Origin of the sequence: Pseudooceanicola sp. (assembly GCF_029213205.1) — a bacterium.
Taxonomy (GTDB): domain Bacteria; phylum Pseudomonadota; class Alphaproteobacteria; order Rhodobacterales; family Rhodobacteraceae; genus Pseudooceanicola.
The window spans coordinates 16,596-32,436 of record NZ_JARGNH010000027.1 but is presented as its reverse complement, the minus strand read 5'-3'; the positions used below and the strand labels follow the sequence as shown (position 1 = coordinate 32,436).

Annotated in this window: 13 protein-coding genes; 7 read left to right on the top strand and 6 right to left on the bottom strand. The window is 63.9% G+C overall.

Translation table 11 applies throughout. The features are described 5' to 3' along the window. Window positions 1–50: 50 nt before the first annotated feature. The gene (locus P1U48_RS15720) at window positions 51–536 is read right to left on the bottom strand and encodes a hypothetical protein (RefSeq protein WP_301070131.1); all 486 of its coding nucleotides are present in this window, start codon (window positions 534–536) and stop codon (window positions 51–53) included. A gap of 137 nt (window positions 537–673) precedes the next feature. Between P1U48_RS15720 and P1U48_RS15715 the strand changes: the two genes are divergently transcribed. Then, window positions 674–1,681: a hypothetical protein gene (locus P1U48_RS15715; protein ID WP_301070130.1), complete on the top strand. Its 1,008-nt coding sequence runs from the start codon at window positions 674–676 to the stop codon at window positions 1,679–1,681. 104 nt (window positions 1,682–1,785) lie between these two features. Here the strand turns inward: P1U48_RS15715 and P1U48_RS15710 are convergent, their stop codons facing one another. Together P1U48_RS15710 and P1U48_RS15705 are read right to left on the bottom strand one after the other, a co-directional pair. Beyond that, on the bottom strand, window positions 1,786–2,346 hold the full coding sequence (locus P1U48_RS15710) for a hypothetical protein (RefSeq protein ID WP_301070129.1): 561 nt from the start codon (window positions 2,344–2,346) through the stop codon (window positions 1,786–1,788). 80 nt (window positions 2,347–2,426) lie between these two features. Next, window positions 2,427–2,843, bottom strand: coding sequence for a VOC family protein (locus tag P1U48_RS15705; protein WP_301070128.1), 417 nt, complete (start codon window positions 2,841–2,843; stop codon window positions 2,427–2,429). Between the two features lie 146 nt (window positions 2,844–2,989). Here P1U48_RS15705 and P1U48_RS15700 point away from each other — a divergent pair, with 146 nt between their 5' ends. Both P1U48_RS15700 and P1U48_RS15695 read left to right on the top strand, forming a co-directional pair. Next, window positions 2,990–4,270 (top strand): aminotransferase class I/II-fold pyridoxal phosphate-dependent enzyme, encoded by a 1,281-nt coding sequence (locus P1U48_RS15700; RefSeq protein WP_301070127.1) that lies wholly within the window; start codon window positions 2,990–2,992, stop codon window positions 4,268–4,270. Between the two features lie 230 nt (window positions 4,271–4,500). Further along, window positions 4,501–7,287, top strand: a complete 2,787-nt coding sequence (locus P1U48_RS15695; protein WP_301070126.1) for a hypothetical protein — start codon at window positions 4,501–4,503, stop codon at window positions 7,285–7,287. A gap of 164 nt (window positions 7,288–7,451) precedes the next feature. On the opposite strand, the gene hppD is transcribed toward P1U48_RS15695, so the two are convergent. Continuing rightward, window positions 7,452–8,549, bottom strand: coding sequence for a 4-hydroxyphenylpyruvate dioxygenase (gene hppD, locus P1U48_RS15690; RefSeq protein ID WP_301070125.1), 1,098 nt, complete (start codon window positions 8,547–8,549; stop codon window positions 7,452–7,454). A 142-nt stretch (window positions 8,550–8,691) separates the two neighbouring features. Between hppD and P1U48_RS15685 the strand changes: the two genes are divergently transcribed. The 4 genes from P1U48_RS15685 (at window position 8,692) to P1U48_RS15670 (ending at window position 12,878) form a co-directional block, all read left to right on the top strand. Continuing rightward, the gene (locus P1U48_RS15685; protein WP_301070124.1) at window positions 8,692–9,147 is read left to right on the top strand and encodes an Lrp/AsnC family transcriptional regulator; all 456 of its coding nucleotides are present in this window, start codon (window positions 8,692–8,694) and stop codon (window positions 9,145–9,147) included. A gap of 106 nt (window positions 9,148–9,253) precedes the next feature. After that, entirely contained in the window at window positions 9,254–10,177 is a 924-nt protein-coding gene (locus tag P1U48_RS15680; protein ID WP_301070123.1) for a 2-dehydropantoate 2-reductase, read from the top strand. A gap of 101 nt (window positions 10,178–10,278) precedes the next feature. Further along, entirely contained in the window at window positions 10,279–12,153 is a 1,875-nt protein-coding gene (locus P1U48_RS15675) for a monovalent cation:proton antiporter-2 (CPA2) family protein (protein ID WP_301070122.1), read from the top strand. A 92-nt stretch (window positions 12,154–12,245) separates the two neighbouring features. Further along, complete coding sequence (locus tag P1U48_RS15670; RefSeq protein ID WP_301070121.1) at window positions 12,246–12,878, top strand: MT-A70 family methyltransferase; 633 nt, start codon at window positions 12,246–12,248, stop codon at window positions 12,876–12,878. Window positions 12,879–13,022: 144 nt separating this feature from the next. Here the strand turns inward: P1U48_RS15670 and P1U48_RS15665 are convergent, their stop codons facing one another. Both P1U48_RS15665 and aspS read right to left on the bottom strand, forming a co-directional pair. Further along, window positions 13,023–13,790: a BglII/BstYI family type II restriction endonuclease gene (locus tag P1U48_RS15665; RefSeq protein ID WP_301070120.1), complete on the bottom strand. Its 768-nt coding sequence runs from the start codon at window positions 13,788–13,790 to the stop codon at window positions 13,023–13,025. Between the two features lie 4 nt (window positions 13,791–13,794). Continuing rightward, window positions 13,795–15,747, bottom strand: a complete 1,953-nt coding sequence (gene aspS / locus P1U48_RS15660; RefSeq protein ID WP_301070119.1) for an aspartate--tRNA ligase — start codon at window positions 15,745–15,747, stop codon at window positions 13,795–13,797. Window positions 15,748–15,841 lie beyond the last annotated feature (94 nt).

Sequence of the window (15,841 nt, the reverse complement as noted above, 5' to 3'; positions counted from 1 at the left end):
GGAATTACTTCACTGCTGCCGGATATGTCGCAGGTTAAAGGCGGGACGCTTTAGGGCATCAACACCTGCTTGCGCTGAAACGCCCCCTGATCGCGGGTCAGGTCGTCATAGATCAATTCGACCTCGACGCTTTGCACCGAGCCGAGCGGGAAGCGGCGATAGATCAGCGCGTCGTCGCCGGTGATCGCATTCGGCTGCGCTGACTCCTCGTCGCAGACCGGCATCGGCCAATCCTGCAGCGGCGCGCCGTTCACCGCGAACCGCAACCCGGCCAGGCCGCAGCGCCAGGCCAGAATCTGGGTGACATAGACCAGGTCCTGGCCGTCGAATTCGCGGATCGCCACCCAATTGCCCTTGGTCAGGGTCATGATCTGCTTGATCTCTGCGGCGGTGGTGAACTTGCCGGTCGGGGTCTGCGGATCGGCCCGATAAGCTGGCTCATCCGTTGCCGCCTCGGCCACGCTGATGGCCCCCGAACCGCCGCCCGAGGCGGTGCTCAGCATCAGCGCGATGCTTATCAAAATCCAACTCAGCATAATATTGCCCTCCAAATCGATGCGAAATATGACAAAGTCCAGTCAGGCCGCCCTTGCGGGGCAGTCAAGCCGTCACCAACGCCCCATCTTTGAATCCTGGCCGCGCAAAGTCAGCCCCTTAATCACACGGAAATCCTATGGCGCAGCGAAAGCCACCTGCCGAAACCTTCAATATCGCCATCGTCGCGCAATCGGGTCGGTTGCAATACGAGGCGATCCTGTTCGCCGCCTCGCTGCGGGCGCGGGCGCCGGGGTTCAAGGGGCGGTTGTTGTTGCTGGAACCGCAGCCCGGGCCCAAGTGGGCGGGCTATCCGGCGATCCGCAACATCGAGGTGCGCTCGCTGCTCGAGAATGAATTCGGCGCGGAATTCCTGCCCTTTGAAAGCCGCCATTTCGGCCAGGATTATCCCTATGGCAACAAGATCGAAGGCCTGTCGGTGCTGCCCGAAGGCGAACCGTTTGTGTTCTTTGACACCGACACGCTGATCACCGGCGACCTGACCGAGGTGCCGTTTGATTTCGAGCGTCCCTCGGCCTCGCTGCGCCGCGAGGGCACCTGGCCAAAGATCGAGCTTTACGGCCCCGGCTATGGGGCAATCTGGAAATCGCTCTATGACAAGTTCGGGCTGGATTACGACAGCTCGCTCGATCTGTCGCAGCCCGACGAATACTGGAAACGCTATCTCTATTTCAACGCCGGGTATTTCTATTACAAATGCCCGCGCCAGTTCGGCGATCTGTTCCTGGAATATGCGCTGGCGATCCGCGATGACCCGCCGCGCGAATTGGTTTGTCAGCCGATGAATCCCTGGCTCGATCAGGTGGCGCTGCCGCTGGTGATCCACAAGCTGGGCGGGGGCCGTGATGCCCTGCCCGAGGGTCTGCTCGACGGCACCGTCAGCTGCCATTACCGGGTGCTTTCGATGCTTTATGCGCGCGAGCATGACCGGGTGGTCGAGGTGCTGGAAGAGGTGGCCAGCCCGAACCGGGTCAAGAAAACCCTCAAGAACTACGATCCGGTCAAGCGGCTGGTGTTCCAGGGCCGGGGCCAGAAGGTGCGCGATATGTTTGACCGCGACAACCTGCCCGCTCGCGAACAGGCGATCCGCAACCGGATCAAACGTGAAGGCTTCTGGATGCGCTGACCGGCGCCGAGTCGGGCCCGAATTCAACAGCCGGAACGGCAAGCGCCCGCCGGGGCCGTGGCGGGCGCAGGGGCCGGGACAGGCCCGGCCAGGTTCTGGAAAATTTACTTTTCCAGAAGCGTATACGAGGTCACCACCTCGCCGGTGACCTGGGCGCGGGCCAGCTTGCCCTTGTCATTGCGTTTGGCGCGGGCGCCGACGGCGGCCTTGATCACCCGGGCCAGCTGTTGATTGACCCCGGCGCGGCGCGGCGCCTTGTCATCGGTCAACGCACCGCCAGTGGCGGTTTCATAGAGCCTGCGGGCGCTGTCGGTGCTGGTCAGGCTGCGCAGCACGGTCAGCACGAAATGCTCGTCAAAGCCGCCATTGGCGTCGATCTCACGCGCCTTGGTCACCGCCGTGTCGATCAGCGTCCGTTTCGCCGTGATCCGTTCGGCCAGGTCGCCTTCCAGCGCTCTGGTCGCCAGCAGATAGGTTTCCACCGCCTTTTGCAGGAAATGAGTCATCTCCATGCCTTCGGTGCGGGCGGCCTTGCGGGCCGCCACCCGGACCGCGGTTTCCAGGAACTCGGCGGCGGCACCGCCGCCCTTCCTGGCCCCGGCATCCGGGCCCTTGACCGCGGCCGGTTTGATTTTGCCTTCGCGGGCAAGCATGTCTTTGGCCATCTGTATCTCTCCGGTCAGCTACATACATTCAGTGTATGTAAAATCACGCCATCCGTCAACATACTTGCAACCTATGCAGGTCAGTGCGCCAGAACCCCGGCCATATCGGCAAAACCTTTGATTTCTATCGGGTTCCCGGACGGGTCGCGAAAGAACATCGTCCATTGCTCGCCCGGCTCACCCTGAAACCGCACCTGCGGTTCCAGCACGAAGTCGACCGCCGCAGCGCGCAGCCGTTCGGCCAGCGCCTGCCATTCGTCCAGCGGCAGGACAAAGCCGAAATGCGGCATCGGCACCAGATGATCGCCGACCTTGCCGGTGGCTTCATTGGCAAAAGGCTGGCCCAGATGCAGCGACAATTGATGACCGAAGAGGCCGAAATCGACCCAGGTCTCGGTCGAACGCCCCTCCTCCCCGCCCAGAACCCGGCCATAGAAATCGCGGGCCGCGTCCAGATCGGTGACGTGAAAGGCAAAGTGGAAGGGACGAAGCGCCATGGCGTGGCTCCTGCTCGATTGTTGGCCTTGGCAAACTGGCGCGCGCTGCGACGATTGGCAAGCGGTCCAGCCGCGTCAGCGCCGTTGCCCGATGCCGCCGCATCGCTTAGGCATAGGCCCAGACCAAAAGGGGAAAGGACCCAAAGATGACTTACGGCTTTGACACCTTGCAGATTCACGCTGGCGCCCAGCCTGATCCGGCCACCGGCGCCCGGCAGACACCTATCTACCAGACCACCGGTTATGTGTTCCGCGACGCCGATCACGCCGCCGCGTTGTTCAACCTGCAAGAGGTCGGGTATATCTACTCCCGCCTGACCAACCCCACCGTTGCGGTGCTGGCCGAACGGGTGGCAACGCTGGAGGGCGGCCAGGGCGCAATCTGTTGTTCCTCGGGCCATGCGGCCCAGATCATGGCGCTGTTCCCGTTGATGGCACCGGGGCGCAACGTTGTCGCCTCGACCCGGCTTTACGGTGGCACCATCACCCAGTTCAGCCAGACCATCAAACGCTTCGGCTGGTCCGCGACCTTTGTCGATTTCGACGACCTGGATGCGGTGAAGGCGGCGATCAACGATGACACCCGCGCGGTGTTCTGCGAAACCATCGCCAATCCGGGCGGCTATATCACCGATCTCGACGCGATCTCGGCGATCACCGATGCGGCCGGCGTGCCGCTGATCGTCGACAACACCTCGGCCACCCCCTATCTCTGCCGCCCGATTGAACATGGCGCGACGCTGGTGGTGCATTCGGCCACCAAATACCTGACCGGCAATGGCACGGTGACCGGCGGCGTGGTGGTGGATTCGGGCAATTTCGACTGGTCCGCCAGCGACAAGTTCCCGTCGATGTCACAGCCGGAACCAGCCTACCACGGGCTGAAATTCCACGAAACCTTTGGCCCGCTGGCCTTCACCTTCCACGGCATCGCCATCGGCCTGCGCGACCTCGGCATGACGATGAACCCGCAGGGCGCACATTACACGCTGATGGGCATCGAAACCCTGAGCCTGCGGATGGAGCGGCATGTCGCCAATGCGATGAAGGTGGCGCAATGGCTGGAAGGCCATGACGCGGTCGCCGAGGTGACCTATGCCGGGCTGCCCTCTTCGCCCTATGCCGACCGGGTGCCGCGCATCTGCCCGAAAGGTGCCGGCGGCCTGTTCACCTTCCGCCTGAAGGCGGGCTATGATTCCTGTGTCAAACTGGTGAACGCGCTGGAGCTGTTCAGCCATGTCGCCAACCTCGGCGACACAAGGTCCCTGGTGATCCACTCGGCCTCGACCACCCACCGGCAATTGTCGCCCGCTCAGCTCGAGGCCGCAGGCGCCGGGCCAGATGTGGTGCGGGTGTCAATCGGCATCGAAGACCCTGCTGATCTGATCGCCGATCTGGAACAGGCCCTGGCCAGCGCCACCGCCTGATCGAAACGGCTAAATCCTGCCAACGGGACCCCGATCTTGGGGTCCCGTTCCTCCAAGGCGCAAAATACGCCCCATAGCGATCACATTTTGCCCCCCAACTTCACAGGCGTTTGCCTTTCCCTCGGCGGCGCGCTGCGATAAAGTCACCCAAACCTGAGCAACTGCCCATTTGGGGCGCTGAGCATAGCTGACTGGTCTGGATGAAACCAAATTTCGCTCTGTCCCTGTCCATGGACGGGATCGCCTTGCTGCACCGGGCGGATCCCGGTTGGCGGCTGGTCGGCGAAGTGGCGCCCGACAGCGCCGCCCTGACCGAAGAACTGGCGCTGCTCAGGGATGACGCCAGGCGGCTGGACCCCGGCCCATTGCTGTCCAAGATCGTCATCCCCAACGAACAGATCCGGTTCATGTCGATCGACACCGGTGCGGTGACCGAGCATCGTCGGATCGCCCTGATCGAGGCGGCGTTGAATGGCGCAACCCCCTATGAGCTGGACGAATTGTCCTATGCCTGGTCGGTGTCCGGCGACATCACCCTGATCGCGGCGGTGGCCAATGAAACCCTGGACGAGGCGGAATCCTTTGCCGCCAATCACGGTTTTGGCCCGGTGGCTTTCGTTGCCCGTCCAGATCGCAAGGATTTCATCGGCGAAGCCTTTTTTGGCGAATGCGCCGAGGCCCGTCGCCTGCTGCCGCCCGGCACCTCGGTCGAGCGTGACCTGCTGGCCATCCAAGTCATCGGCCCGGCGATTGTGCCCACACCGCCCGCACCGATCCTGCCGTTGGAGGTCCACCCGGCACCGCCCGCCGCGCCGCCTGCCGATTCGCTGGTACCGGCGCCAGAAGTCGTCTTTGGCAGCCGCCGGGCCGCGTCACCCAAACCGAAAGCCGAAGCCCCGGGGGCGGACCCGGTCCCAACCTTTGAGTCGCGCAGTGCCGCTTCTGACGACCCGGCCCCCGTCGCCCCGACGCGCAGCTCCCCGGCGGCACCGGCACCGGTGCCGACATTCGGGTCGCGCCGCGCCCGCGCAGAGGCCGCCCCATCATTGCCAGACGCGCCCAGCATTCGCGCGCCCCGGTCACAGGCACGCAACGAAACCGCCGCCTTCGACGCCGCCATGCCCGAGGTGCAGTTTCGCACACGGCTGGATCCGCCACCGCTCGCGCCGCCTGCCGAGCCGCTGTTTTCCAGCGCGCGCGCCCAGCGCGAGGGCGCCGCGCCGCCATTGGAGGGGGTCAGCCGCACCGAGCCACCCGTTTCAGCGCCCAAGCCGCTGCTGCCGGATGCCGGTGAGGATGCCCGCGACGACGACAGCGCAACCGGCGGCGAACGCGAAACCGCCGAAATTGACTCGACCGAAGCCGCATTCCAAGCCCCGGATATTGCCGAAGCCGCACCGGCCACACCCGATCCGGTGGTCGTCGATCCAACCCGGGCAGCGCCCAACGACACCACCCGGAGCCTGATCGAACGGCTGGCGGCACGGCGCCGCGCCACCAGCCCCGATCCGATCCCGGTCAAGAAGACCGGCGTTCTTGCCGGGCTGCGCGACAAGCTGCCCCGCCGCAGTGACAGCAGTGACAACGGTGCCAAGGCGCCGATCCCGACGCGGCTGATATCCGAAGCCACGGCCACGCAGAAGGCTGCGGCGGCCAGCCCGCGCCTCGACCGCAATGCCGAAGCGCAGCGGATGACGGTGTTTGGCGCCCGCGCCGCCCAGACCACGCCGCGCGGCGGTCTCGGGCTGGTGATGCTGGTGCTGTTCCTGGTCGGGTCCGGGGCCTGGGCGGCGCTGTTCCTCTCTGACGCCATGTCCGGGTTGCTGCGCCCCGAGGCAGCGCGTCTGGCCGAGGCCGATCCCGCGGCCGCAGAAAAAGACCCCGAGAGCACGGCTGATATTGAACTGGCCCGAACCCAAACCGCACCGGAGCAGCCGGCGCCGCGCGAACCGATCCGCCAGCGCAGCGTCGAGCCGGGACCGCGCAATCTGCCGCCGGTGATGGCCGAGCCGGACCCGGAAACCGAGGCGCGCTATGCCGCCACCGGCGTCTGGATGAGCGCCCCCTATGTGGCGCCCTCGCCGCTGCCGGAATCGCTGGACGATCTCTATGTCGCCTCGATCGACCCGGTGATTTCACCGCTTGATGCGGTCGCCCTGCCGATGCCCGATGCCGCGCGCACCGATGGGCGCCCTGACCGGGTCGCCAATCCGGCGCCGCCAGGTACCAGGTTTGATCTGGATGAACGCGGTTTGGTCCGGGCCAGCCCGGATGGCGCGCTCAGCCCCGACGGGGTGACGATCTATGCCGGGCAACCGGGGCGGGTGCCTCCGGCCCGCCCGGCCGAAACCCTGCAGGACAACCTGACCCAGGTGGTGGCGGCGCTGGCGCAGAAGCGCCCCAAACTGCGCCCCGGCGATCTGGTCGAGCGCAATGAGCGGCTGAACCTTGGCGGCTATTCGCGGGTCGAGCTGGCGGCGATCCGCCCGCGCCTGCGCCCGGCCCTGCCCGAGGCACGCCAGCGCGCCGTGGATGAGGCAGCGGCAGCGGCTGCGGCCAACGCGGCGCCCGCCGCCACCGACACCCCGGTTCCGGATGATGCCGCCGCGCCGTCTGATTTCGACAGCGGCACCGCGCTGGCCGTCGCCGCATCGCGCCGCCCCGCCGTCCGGCCCGGCAATATGGAGAGTATTGTCGCCGCCGCCGCCCAGGCCAGCATTCGTCCGGTGGTGGCGGTGGCCCCGGCGCAGAGCGTGCAGCCGGCAATCCCCTCGAAAGCCTCGGTCACCCGGCAGGCAACGGTGCGCGACGCCATCGATCTGAACAAGATCAACCTGATCGGGGTCTATGGCCAGCCCGCCAGCCGCCGCGCCCTGGTGCGGATGTCGGACGGGCGCTATCGCAAGGTGAAGGTCGGGGACAGCATCGACGGCGGCCGGATCTCGTCGATCGGCGACGGCGAATTGCGCTATACCAAGGGCGGCCGGAACCACGTTCTGCGAATGCCGAAAGGCTAATCACTGCCCGAGGCCAAAGGCCCTGCCCTGCCCTGCCCTGCCGCCCAATCCAAATATCCCTGCGGCCTTGCACGGCGAAGGGGGGTGTCTGCCCCCCCCCGAAGATAGTTGAAACCAGAAGAAGCTGGGGCGTGGCTGCAGCGGGCGCGATGGCCAATCTGCGGTTAATCGGTGGCGGACAATTCACCCTTGGCGATCTGTTCGGCCTCGATCGATTCGAACAGCGCCTTGAAATTGCCCTCGCCAAAGCCGTCATCGCCCTTGCGTTGGATGAACTCGAAAAAGATCGGGCCGATCACGGTTTTTGAAAAGATCTGCAACAGAATCCTTGTCTCACCGCCATCGACCACGCCTTCGCCGTCGATCAGGATACCGTGTTTCTTCATCTTCTCCAGCGGCTCTTGGTGGCCCGGCACCCGGTCCTGGCTGAGTGCATAATAGGTGTCGGGGGGGCCAGGCATGTAGTGGATGCCGTTTTCGGCAATCGCATCGGTGGCGGCATAGATATCCCTGGCGCCGACCGCGATATGCTGAATGCCCTGCCCGTTGTATTTCTTGAGGTAGGCAACGATCTGCCCGGCCTCGCCACGATCCTCGTTGATCGGGATGCGAATGCGGCCACAAGGCGAGGTCAGGGCGCGGGAAAACAGCCCGGAGAATTTGCCTTGAATGTCGAAAAACCGGATCTCGCGGAAATTGAACAGATCACCATAAAACCGGAACCAGGTGTCCATATTGCCCTTGTGGACATTGTGGGTCAGCTGATCGAGGTAGTAAAACCCAACCCCGGCGGGTTTGGAGTGTTCGAGCCAGGTGAACTCAGCATTATAGGGCGAGGTGTCGTAGTAATCCTCGATGAAGTAGATCAGCGAACCGCCAATGCCGATGATCGCCGGAACCTGCATCACCTTGCCGTCGCCGGTGTAGGGCGTCGCCCCCTTGGCCACCGCATGATCGAACGCCTGCCGGGCATCCACCACCCGCCAGCCCATCGACGGGGCGCAGGGGCCGTGTTCGGCGATGAACGCGGCGGCGTGGCTGCCCGGCTCGGCGTTGAGGATATAGGTGATGTCGCCCTGCTGCCAAAGCTCGACAGCCTTGGACTTGTGGCGGGCGACCTTCTGATAACCCATCTTGGCGAAGAGGCGGCGCAGCTCCTCAGGATCGGGATGGGCGAATTCAACAAATTCAAAGCCATCGGTGCCGGCGGGGTTCTCCGGGGTGATGGTGGATTGCGGCGCGTCGTGGGGAAAGGGGCCCATGGGAAACCTCGGCCTTCTGGATTGGGGAACGTGGTGTCAGGCTACACGCAAGCGGGCTGGTATTTTGCGCATTCTTAGGGCATTTATTGCCAAACTACGCGGGATATCGGCTTGTTTTAGCGAAATTGAGCGAGAAGCACGCATGCTGGATGAGACCGACAAGCGCCTGCTGGCGGCGCTGCAACAGAACGCCCAGGCGACGGCGCAAGATCTGGGCGCGCGGCTGAACCTCTCGGCCAGCCAGGCCGGGCGTCGGCGGCAAAAGCTGGAAGAGGCCGGGTTCATTCAGGGCTATCACGCAAGGCTTGACCCGGCGCGGCTGGGACTGGCGGTCCAGGCCTTTGTGCAAGTGCAATTGGGCTCCCATGGTCCGGCGCAAAGCCGTGACTTTGCCCGGATGGTGGCAACCCGGCCCGAAATCACCAGCGCCTGGACCCTGACCGGTGAATCCGACTATCTGCTGCGGGTCTATTGCGCCGATCTGCGGGCGCTGCATGTGCTGATCCACGAGGTGCTGCTGGCGCATCAGACGGTGACACGGGTGCAAAGCCAGATCGTGATGGACCAGTTCAAACAGGACGCGGCACTGCCGATGTGATGGGCAATTGTAATGGGCCGATGGAAGGGGCAGAGCGCTGGGCCAAAGGGCTTGGCCCCTCGGCGTCGGGCTTTTATGGTCGTGGGCACCAAAACAGGGGTAGGCAATGAAGATCGCGGTTATGGGCGCTGGGGCGCTTGGCGGGTATTTCGGCGGGCGGCTGGCCCAGGCCGGGCATGATGTCTGGCTGATCGCCCGCGGCGCACATCTGGCGGCGATACAAACCGGCGGCCTGCGCATCCTCAGCCCGCGCGGCGATGCCCATCTGCCCGACATCCACGCCACCGGCGACCCTGCTGAGGTCGGCCCGGTCGATGTGATCCTGTTCATGGTCAAGAACGGCGATGTCGAAACCGCCGCCGAGGCGATCAAGCCGATGATCCGCCCCGACACCTTGATCGTGACCTGCCAGAACGGCATCTCGGCCTGGGAGCGGCTGGGCGCGATCGTCGGTGCGCAGCATGTCGTGCCCGGCGTCGCCCGGATCCCCGGCGAGATTGTGGAGCCCGGCGTCATCCGCCACAGCGCCATGTTCGACCGGCTGATCTTTGGCGAAGCTGATGGCACGCGATCCGAACGATGCGCGGCACTTGCGACGGCGATGACCGAGGCAAAGACCACAGCCATTATTCCCGACAATATCCTGCATCAATTGTGGAGCAAGTTCGTTGGCCAGAGCACCCTGGCATCCTTGACCACCCTGACACAGCTCGACATCGGGCCGCTGCGCGACAACCCGGCATCACGCCAGTTGTTTTACGACGCCACCGTCGAAGCGTTTCAGGTTGGCAAGGCCGTCGTCCCCGACCTGCCCGAGGACACGGTCGCAGAGAACTGGATGTTCGTGGAAAACCTGCCGCATGACATGCATGCCTCGATGCTGGACGATCTCAGACGCGGCAAGCCGCTGGAGCACGAATTCCTCAGCGGCGATGTGGTGCGTTTCGGTCAGCGCCACGGGGTGGCGACGCCGATCCATTCGGTGCTCTATGCAGCGCTGAAACCGACCTCGGACCGGCTGAACGCATAATCCGCCAGAAACCCGCGCAGCCCGGCGTGTTCGCGGCGTTTGCCGCTGGCCGCACCAGATGAGCGTGCTAGGTTGGACACAACACCTACATCGGGACCGACATGGACGGATTTCTTTTCCAAGCCTCGATCTATCTGGCCGCCGCAGTGATCGCGGTGCCCATTGCGGCGCGGCTGGGGTTGGGGTCGGTCCTGGGCTATCTGGTTGCCGGTATCGTCGTCGGCCCGGTGTTGGGCCTGGTCGGCGGCGAAACCGCGGATTTGCAGCATTTTGCCGAATTCGGCGTGGTGATGATGCTGTTCCTGATCGGGCTGGAACTGGAGCCGCGCACGCTTTGGGATATGCGGCACCGGCTGATCGGCCTCGGCGGCATGCAGGTGGTGCTGACCACCCTTGCGATCATGGTGGCGGCGCTGGCGCTGGGCCAGCCCTGGACCTATGCGCTGGCCATCGGGCTGATCTTTTCGCTCTCCTCCACCGCCATCGTGCTGCAGACCCTCAGCGAAAAGGGCCTGATCCAAACCCAGGGCGGACGCTCGGCGTTTTCGGTGCTGCTGACCCAGGATATCGCGGTGATCCCGATCCTGGCGCTGCTGCCGTTGCTAACGGTCGGGGCGGTCTCATTCGCCATCCAGCCCGATGGCTCGATCGGTCCGGTGCCGACATCCCCCGATCATGGCAACATGTCGATTGTCGAAGGCCTGCCCGGCTGGGGTGTCACCCTGGTGACCTTGGGTGCCGTCGCGGTGGTGATCCTGGCCGGGGTCTATCTGGCCCGACCGGTGTTCCGCTTCATCCACGCCGCGCGCCTGCGCGAGATGTATACGGCGCTGGCGCTGCTGATCGTGGTCGGCATCGCGTTTCTGATGATGCTGGTCGGCCTGTCACCGGCGCTTGGCACGTTCCTCGCCGGGGTGGTTCTGGCCAACAGCGAATTCCGTCACGAGCTGGAATCCGACATCGAACCGTTCAAGGGCCTGCTGCTTGGCCTGTTCTTCATCACCGTCGGCGCCGGGATCGATTTCGGGGTGCTGCTGCGCGCGCCCGGGGTAATCCTCGGCATGGCGGTGGCGGTGATGCTGCTCAAGGGCATCATCCTCTATGGGCTGGGCCGGGTGTTCCACCTGCGCGGGCGCAACCTGTTCCTGTTTACCCTGGCGCTGGCCCAGGCCGGTGAATTCGGTTTTGTCCTGGTGTCGTTTTCGCGCCAGACCGGGGTGCTGCCGGATGCGCTCAGCGAATTGGTGCTGCTGGCAATTGCAATCACCATGCTGCTGACGCCGCTGGGCTTTATCCTCTACGACAAGATCTCGCGGCGGATGACCGAGGCCGGGGTGCTGCCGGAACCCGATGAAATCGACCAGGACGGGCCGGTGATCATCGCCGGGATCGGACGCTTTGGCCAGGTGGTGAACCGGTTGGTGGTGTCCAGCGGTTTCAAGACGGTGATCCTCGACCACGACCCCGAAACCGTGGAGATGATGCGCCGCTTTGGCTTCAAGGGCTATTTCGGCGATCCGACCCGGCCCGATATCCTGCGCGCCGCCGGGCTGGAAAAGGCCCGGGTTCTGGTGGTCGCCCTCGACGATGCCGAGGCCGCGACCCGGCTGGTCACCTATGCCCGCAAGGAGCGCCCCGATCTGCATATCGTCGCCCGCGCCCGCGATCGCACCCATGTCTATCGCCTCTATCGCGCCGGCGCCGATGACATCGTGCGCGAGATGTTCGACAGCTCGCTGCGCGCCGGGCGCTATGTGCTGGAAAACATCGGCCTCACCGATTACGAGGCCGCCGAGGCCGAGACCACCTTCTATCACCATGACCGGCAAACGATGCGCGAATTGGCCGAACTCTGGGACCCCGATATTCCAATCTCCAGGAACCACGAATATATCACCCGCGCCAAGGAACTTGATAAAGAGCTGGAATCGGCGCTGATGGCGCAGCTTCTGGCCGGCGACGAAGACGTCGCCTGACCGCCACCCGGTGCAATTGACGGTTGATTAACCTCACGAGTTCACATTATGTTCCATGGACAGAACCCGCGCCGGGACGCTATATATTGAATATGTCGAGCAACCCATCCCAAGACCTGCGTAAATTCCTGGACGGTGCCCGGTTTGGCTGCGTCATGGCCGACCCGCCCTGGCGATTCACCAACCGCACCGGCAAGGTCGCGCCGGAACACAAACGCCTGTCGCGCTATCCGACAATGAATCTCGACGACATCTGCGCCCTGCCGGTCGCCGAGCATCTTGAGGAGCGCGCGCATTGCTACATGTGGGTGCCCAACGCGCTGCTGCCGGATGGGCTCAAGGTGCTGGACGCCTGGGGTTTCACCTATAAATCCAACATCATCTGGCACAAGATCCGCAAGGATGGCGGCAGTGACGGGCGCGGTGTCGGCTTTTACTTCCGCAACGTGACCGAGATCCTGCTGTTCGGGACCCGCGGCAAGAACGCCCGCACCATGCCGCCCGGTCGCAGCCAGGTGAACATGATGCAGACCCGCAAACGCGAACATTCGCGCAAACCGGACGAGCAATACAAGCTGATCGAAGACTGCTCCTGGGGTCCCTATCTGGAACTGTTCGGCCGTGGCCAGCGCGACAATTGGACGGTCTGGGGCAATCAGGCCGATGCCGATTACAAACCAACCTGGAAGACCTACGCCTATAATTCCGGCGTCGCCGCCGAATAGCCCTCCCTCTCGCTTGCCTCCCCCGGTTCCTCTGGTCGAAAATATCCTGGGGTGAATGGCCTGCGCAGCAGGCCAGAGGGGCAACGCCCCTGAAACTCAGCCAGAGCAACAGGCCGCGCCAGCGGACTTCCGCAAGGTCGCGCCTCAGATCAGCCGCGCCGGGCCCTGCTCTTGTGTCGGCGCATCCGACAGGATCGCCATCGGCAAGCCGATCAACAGCAATGGGCAGGGATTGCCGACACCACGCGCCACCCGGTCTTCCAGCTTCGCCCAATGGGTGGTGGAGGGGCCGAACTTGTCCTGCACAAAGGCCGTGGCAAAGGCCTCGTGAAACGCCACCCCCCGCGCCACCTGCCCGGCCACCCGGTCCTTCTGGCGCTGGGTCCGGTCGCCGATGCCCAGACGCTCAAGATCACCCTCCGAATGCAGATCATTGGCCCGCAGCCAATCGGTGATCCGCCCGCGAAACCCCTCCTGCATCGAGGCACCACGGGTCACGATCAACCCAACCGAAATCGCCGAAAGTGCGTGTAATCGCTGGAAATTCTCCAGATCCCGGTCAAAGAACGGATCCTTGTTGTTCCACTCGACCTCAAGCGCCAGCGCACCCTTGCCGGTGAAACGCACATGATCCACCTCATGGCTGATGCCGTCCCGTTCGACTCCATCGACAATGGTCTGGACATGAAAATTGTGCTTGCGCCAGCGCGCCGCATCCAGTGCCCGACGCAGACGCTGGGTCTGCCCGCTTTCGCCGCCACCACCGCCAATCAGCTCGGCCATGGAAATCCGGAACGCGCTGAGGGCGGTCACGATCTCGGCCAATTCATCGGGAAAATCAAAGCTCAGAATCGCGTCCGAATGGTTGCGGGTCAGAACGTCAAACCCTTGATCCCGCAACCTGTTCAGCATTCTCTCACTCCTGCGGGATCACCCTCAGCGACAATTCCATCAGCTGCTCTGCCGTGGGCTCGCTCGGCGCCCCCATCATCAGGTCTTCGGCGCGCTGGTTCATCGGGAACAGCATCACGTCACGCAGGTTGTCGGCCTCGGCCAGCAGCATCACGATCCGGTCGACCCCGGCGGCACAGCCTCCATGCGGCGGCGCGCCGTATTGGAAGGCGTTGACCATGCCACCAAAGCGCTTTTCGACCTCGTCGCGGCCATAGCCGGCGATTTCGAAGGCCTTGAACATGATCTCGGGCTTGTGGTTGCGGATCGCGCCGGAGACCAGCTCATAGCCGTTGCAGGCCAGGTCATATTGATAGCCACGCACCGCCAGCGGATCGCCCTGCAGCGCCTCCAGCCCGCCCTGGGGCATCGAGAACGGGTTGTGTTCGAAATCGATCCGGCCGGTTTCCTCGTCCCTTTCGTAGATCGGGAAATCGACGATCCAGGCAAAGGCAAAGCGGTTCTTGTCGGTCAGGCCGAGCTCTTCGCCGATGACATTGCGCGCCCGCCCTGCCACCGGTTCGAATTGCTTCGGCTTGCCACCCAGGAAGAACGCCGCGTCGCCGACAGCCAGGCCGAGTTGCTGGCGGATCGCTTCGGTGCGTTCCGGGCCGATGTTCTTGGCGAGTGGGCCTGCGGCTTCGAGGTCGCCCAAATACATCTCGGCCAATTCTCGAGCTTTTATCTTGTCGAGCGGATCACCTGCTTTGATTAGCTGGACTATCTGCGCTTCGAAGTTTCTGAAATACTCGGATTCGGCATTGAACCTTTCAAAGTCGGTGTCGCCGCTCTCGATCTTCGCCATCACGTCTTCGTAGACGGGAGAGCGGTCGCGCTTCCGCCAGAAGATATAGCCCATCCCCGGCAGCCCTTCCTTCTGCGCGAAGGCGTTCATCCGGTCACAGAACTTGCGCGACCCGCCGGTCGGCGCGGGAATGGCGCGGATTTCGGTGCCCTCCTGCTCCAACAGCTTGGCAAAAATGGCAAAGCCGGATCCGGCGAAATGCTCAGAGACCACCTGCATCTCGATCGGGTTGCGCAGATCCGGCTTGTCCGAGCCGTATTTCAGCGCCGCGTCAGCATAGGAAATCTGCGGCCAGTCTTTGTCGACCGTCTTGCCGCCGCCGAATTCCTCGAAAATTCCGCCGATCACCGGCTGGATCGTGTCGAACACGTCCTGCTGGGTGACAAAGCTCATCTCAAGGTCAAGCTGGTAGAAATCGGTGGGCGAGCGGTCGGCGCGCGGGTCTTCGTCGCGGAAACAGGGCGCGATCTGGAAATATTTGTCAAAGCCCGACACCATCAGCAATTGCTTGAACTGCTGCGGCGCCTGCGGCAGCGCATAGAACTTGCCCGGATGCAGCCGCGATGGCACCAGGAAATCGCGCGCGCCTTCGGGGCTTGAGGCGGTGATGATCGGCGTTTGGTATTCGCGAAAGCCCTGGTCCCACATGCGTTTGCGCATCGAGGCCACCACGTCCGACCGCAGCGCCATATTGCCCTGCATCACCTCGCGCCGCAGGTCGAGATAGCGATAGCGCAGCCGGGTTTCCTCGGGATATTCCTGATCACCGAACACCATCAGCGGCAATTCCTTGGCCGCGCCCAGCACTTCGAGGTCACGCACAAAGACTTCGATCTCGCCGGTCGGGATTTTCGAATTCACCAGGCTTTCGGCGCGCGCCTTCACCTCGCCGTCGATGCGGATGCACCATTCCGAGCGGGCCTTTTCAACCTCGGCAAACACCGGGCTGTCCGGGTCGCACAGCACCTGGGTCATGCCGTAATGGTCACGCAGGTCGATGAACAACACCCCGCCATGGTCGCGCACCCGGTGCACCCAGCCGGAAAGGCGCACGGTTTCACCAACGTTCTTGGCGGTCAGATCGGCGCAGGTGTGGCTGCGAAATGCGTGCATGATGTGCCTTTGGGGTCTGGTGTCTGGTGAGCGCCGATACACCGCGCCAAGGCGGCAAAGTCAAGTCGGCAGGCCGATTTGCGGGCGCTTGGGG

Excerpts from the sequence above, each read along its gene's own strand:
- P1U48_RS15720 (WP_301070131.1), bottom strand. The coding sequence starts at position 536 with ATGCTGAGTTGGATTTTGATAAGCATCGCGCTGATGCTGAGCACCGCC.
- P1U48_RS15715 (WP_301070130.1), top strand. The coding sequence starts at position 674 with ATGGCGCAGCGAAAGCCACCTGCCGAAACCTTCAATATCGCCATCGTC.
- P1U48_RS15710 (WP_301070129.1), bottom strand. The coding sequence starts at position 2,346 with ATGGCCAAAGACATGCTTGCCCGCGAAGGCAAAATCAAACCGGCCGCG.
- P1U48_RS15705 (WP_301070128.1), bottom strand. The coding sequence starts at position 2,843 with ATGGCGCTTCGTCCCTTCCACTTTGCCTTTCACGTCACCGATCTGGAC.
- P1U48_RS15700 (WP_301070127.1), top strand. The coding sequence starts at position 2,990 with ATGACTTACGGCTTTGACACCTTGCAGATTCACGCTGGCGCCCAGCCT.
- P1U48_RS15695 (WP_301070126.1), top strand. The coding sequence starts at position 4,501 with ATGGACGGGATCGCCTTGCTGCACCGGGCGGATCCCGGTTGGCGGCTG.
- hppD (WP_301070125.1), bottom strand. The coding sequence starts at position 8,549 with ATGGGCCCCTTTCCCCACGACGCGCCGCAATCCACCATCACCCCGGAG.
- P1U48_RS15685 (WP_301070124.1), top strand. The coding sequence starts at position 8,692 with ATGCTGGATGAGACCGACAAGCGCCTGCTGGCGGCGCTGCAACAGAAC.
- P1U48_RS15680 (WP_301070123.1), top strand. The coding sequence starts at position 9,254 with ATGAAGATCGCGGTTATGGGCGCTGGGGCGCTTGGCGGGTATTTCGGC.
- P1U48_RS15675 (WP_301070122.1), top strand. The coding sequence starts at position 10,279 with ATGGACGGATTTCTTTTCCAAGCCTCGATCTATCTGGCCGCCGCAGTG.
- P1U48_RS15670 (WP_301070121.1), top strand. The coding sequence starts at position 12,246 with ATGTCGAGCAACCCATCCCAAGACCTGCGTAAATTCCTGGACGGTGCC.
- P1U48_RS15665 (WP_301070120.1), bottom strand. The coding sequence starts at position 13,790 with ATGCTGAACAGGTTGCGGGATCAAGGGTTTGACGTTCTGACCCGCAAC.
- aspS (WP_301070119.1), bottom strand. The coding sequence starts at position 15,747 with ATGCACGCATTTCGCAGCCACACCTGCGCCGATCTGACCGCCAAGAAC.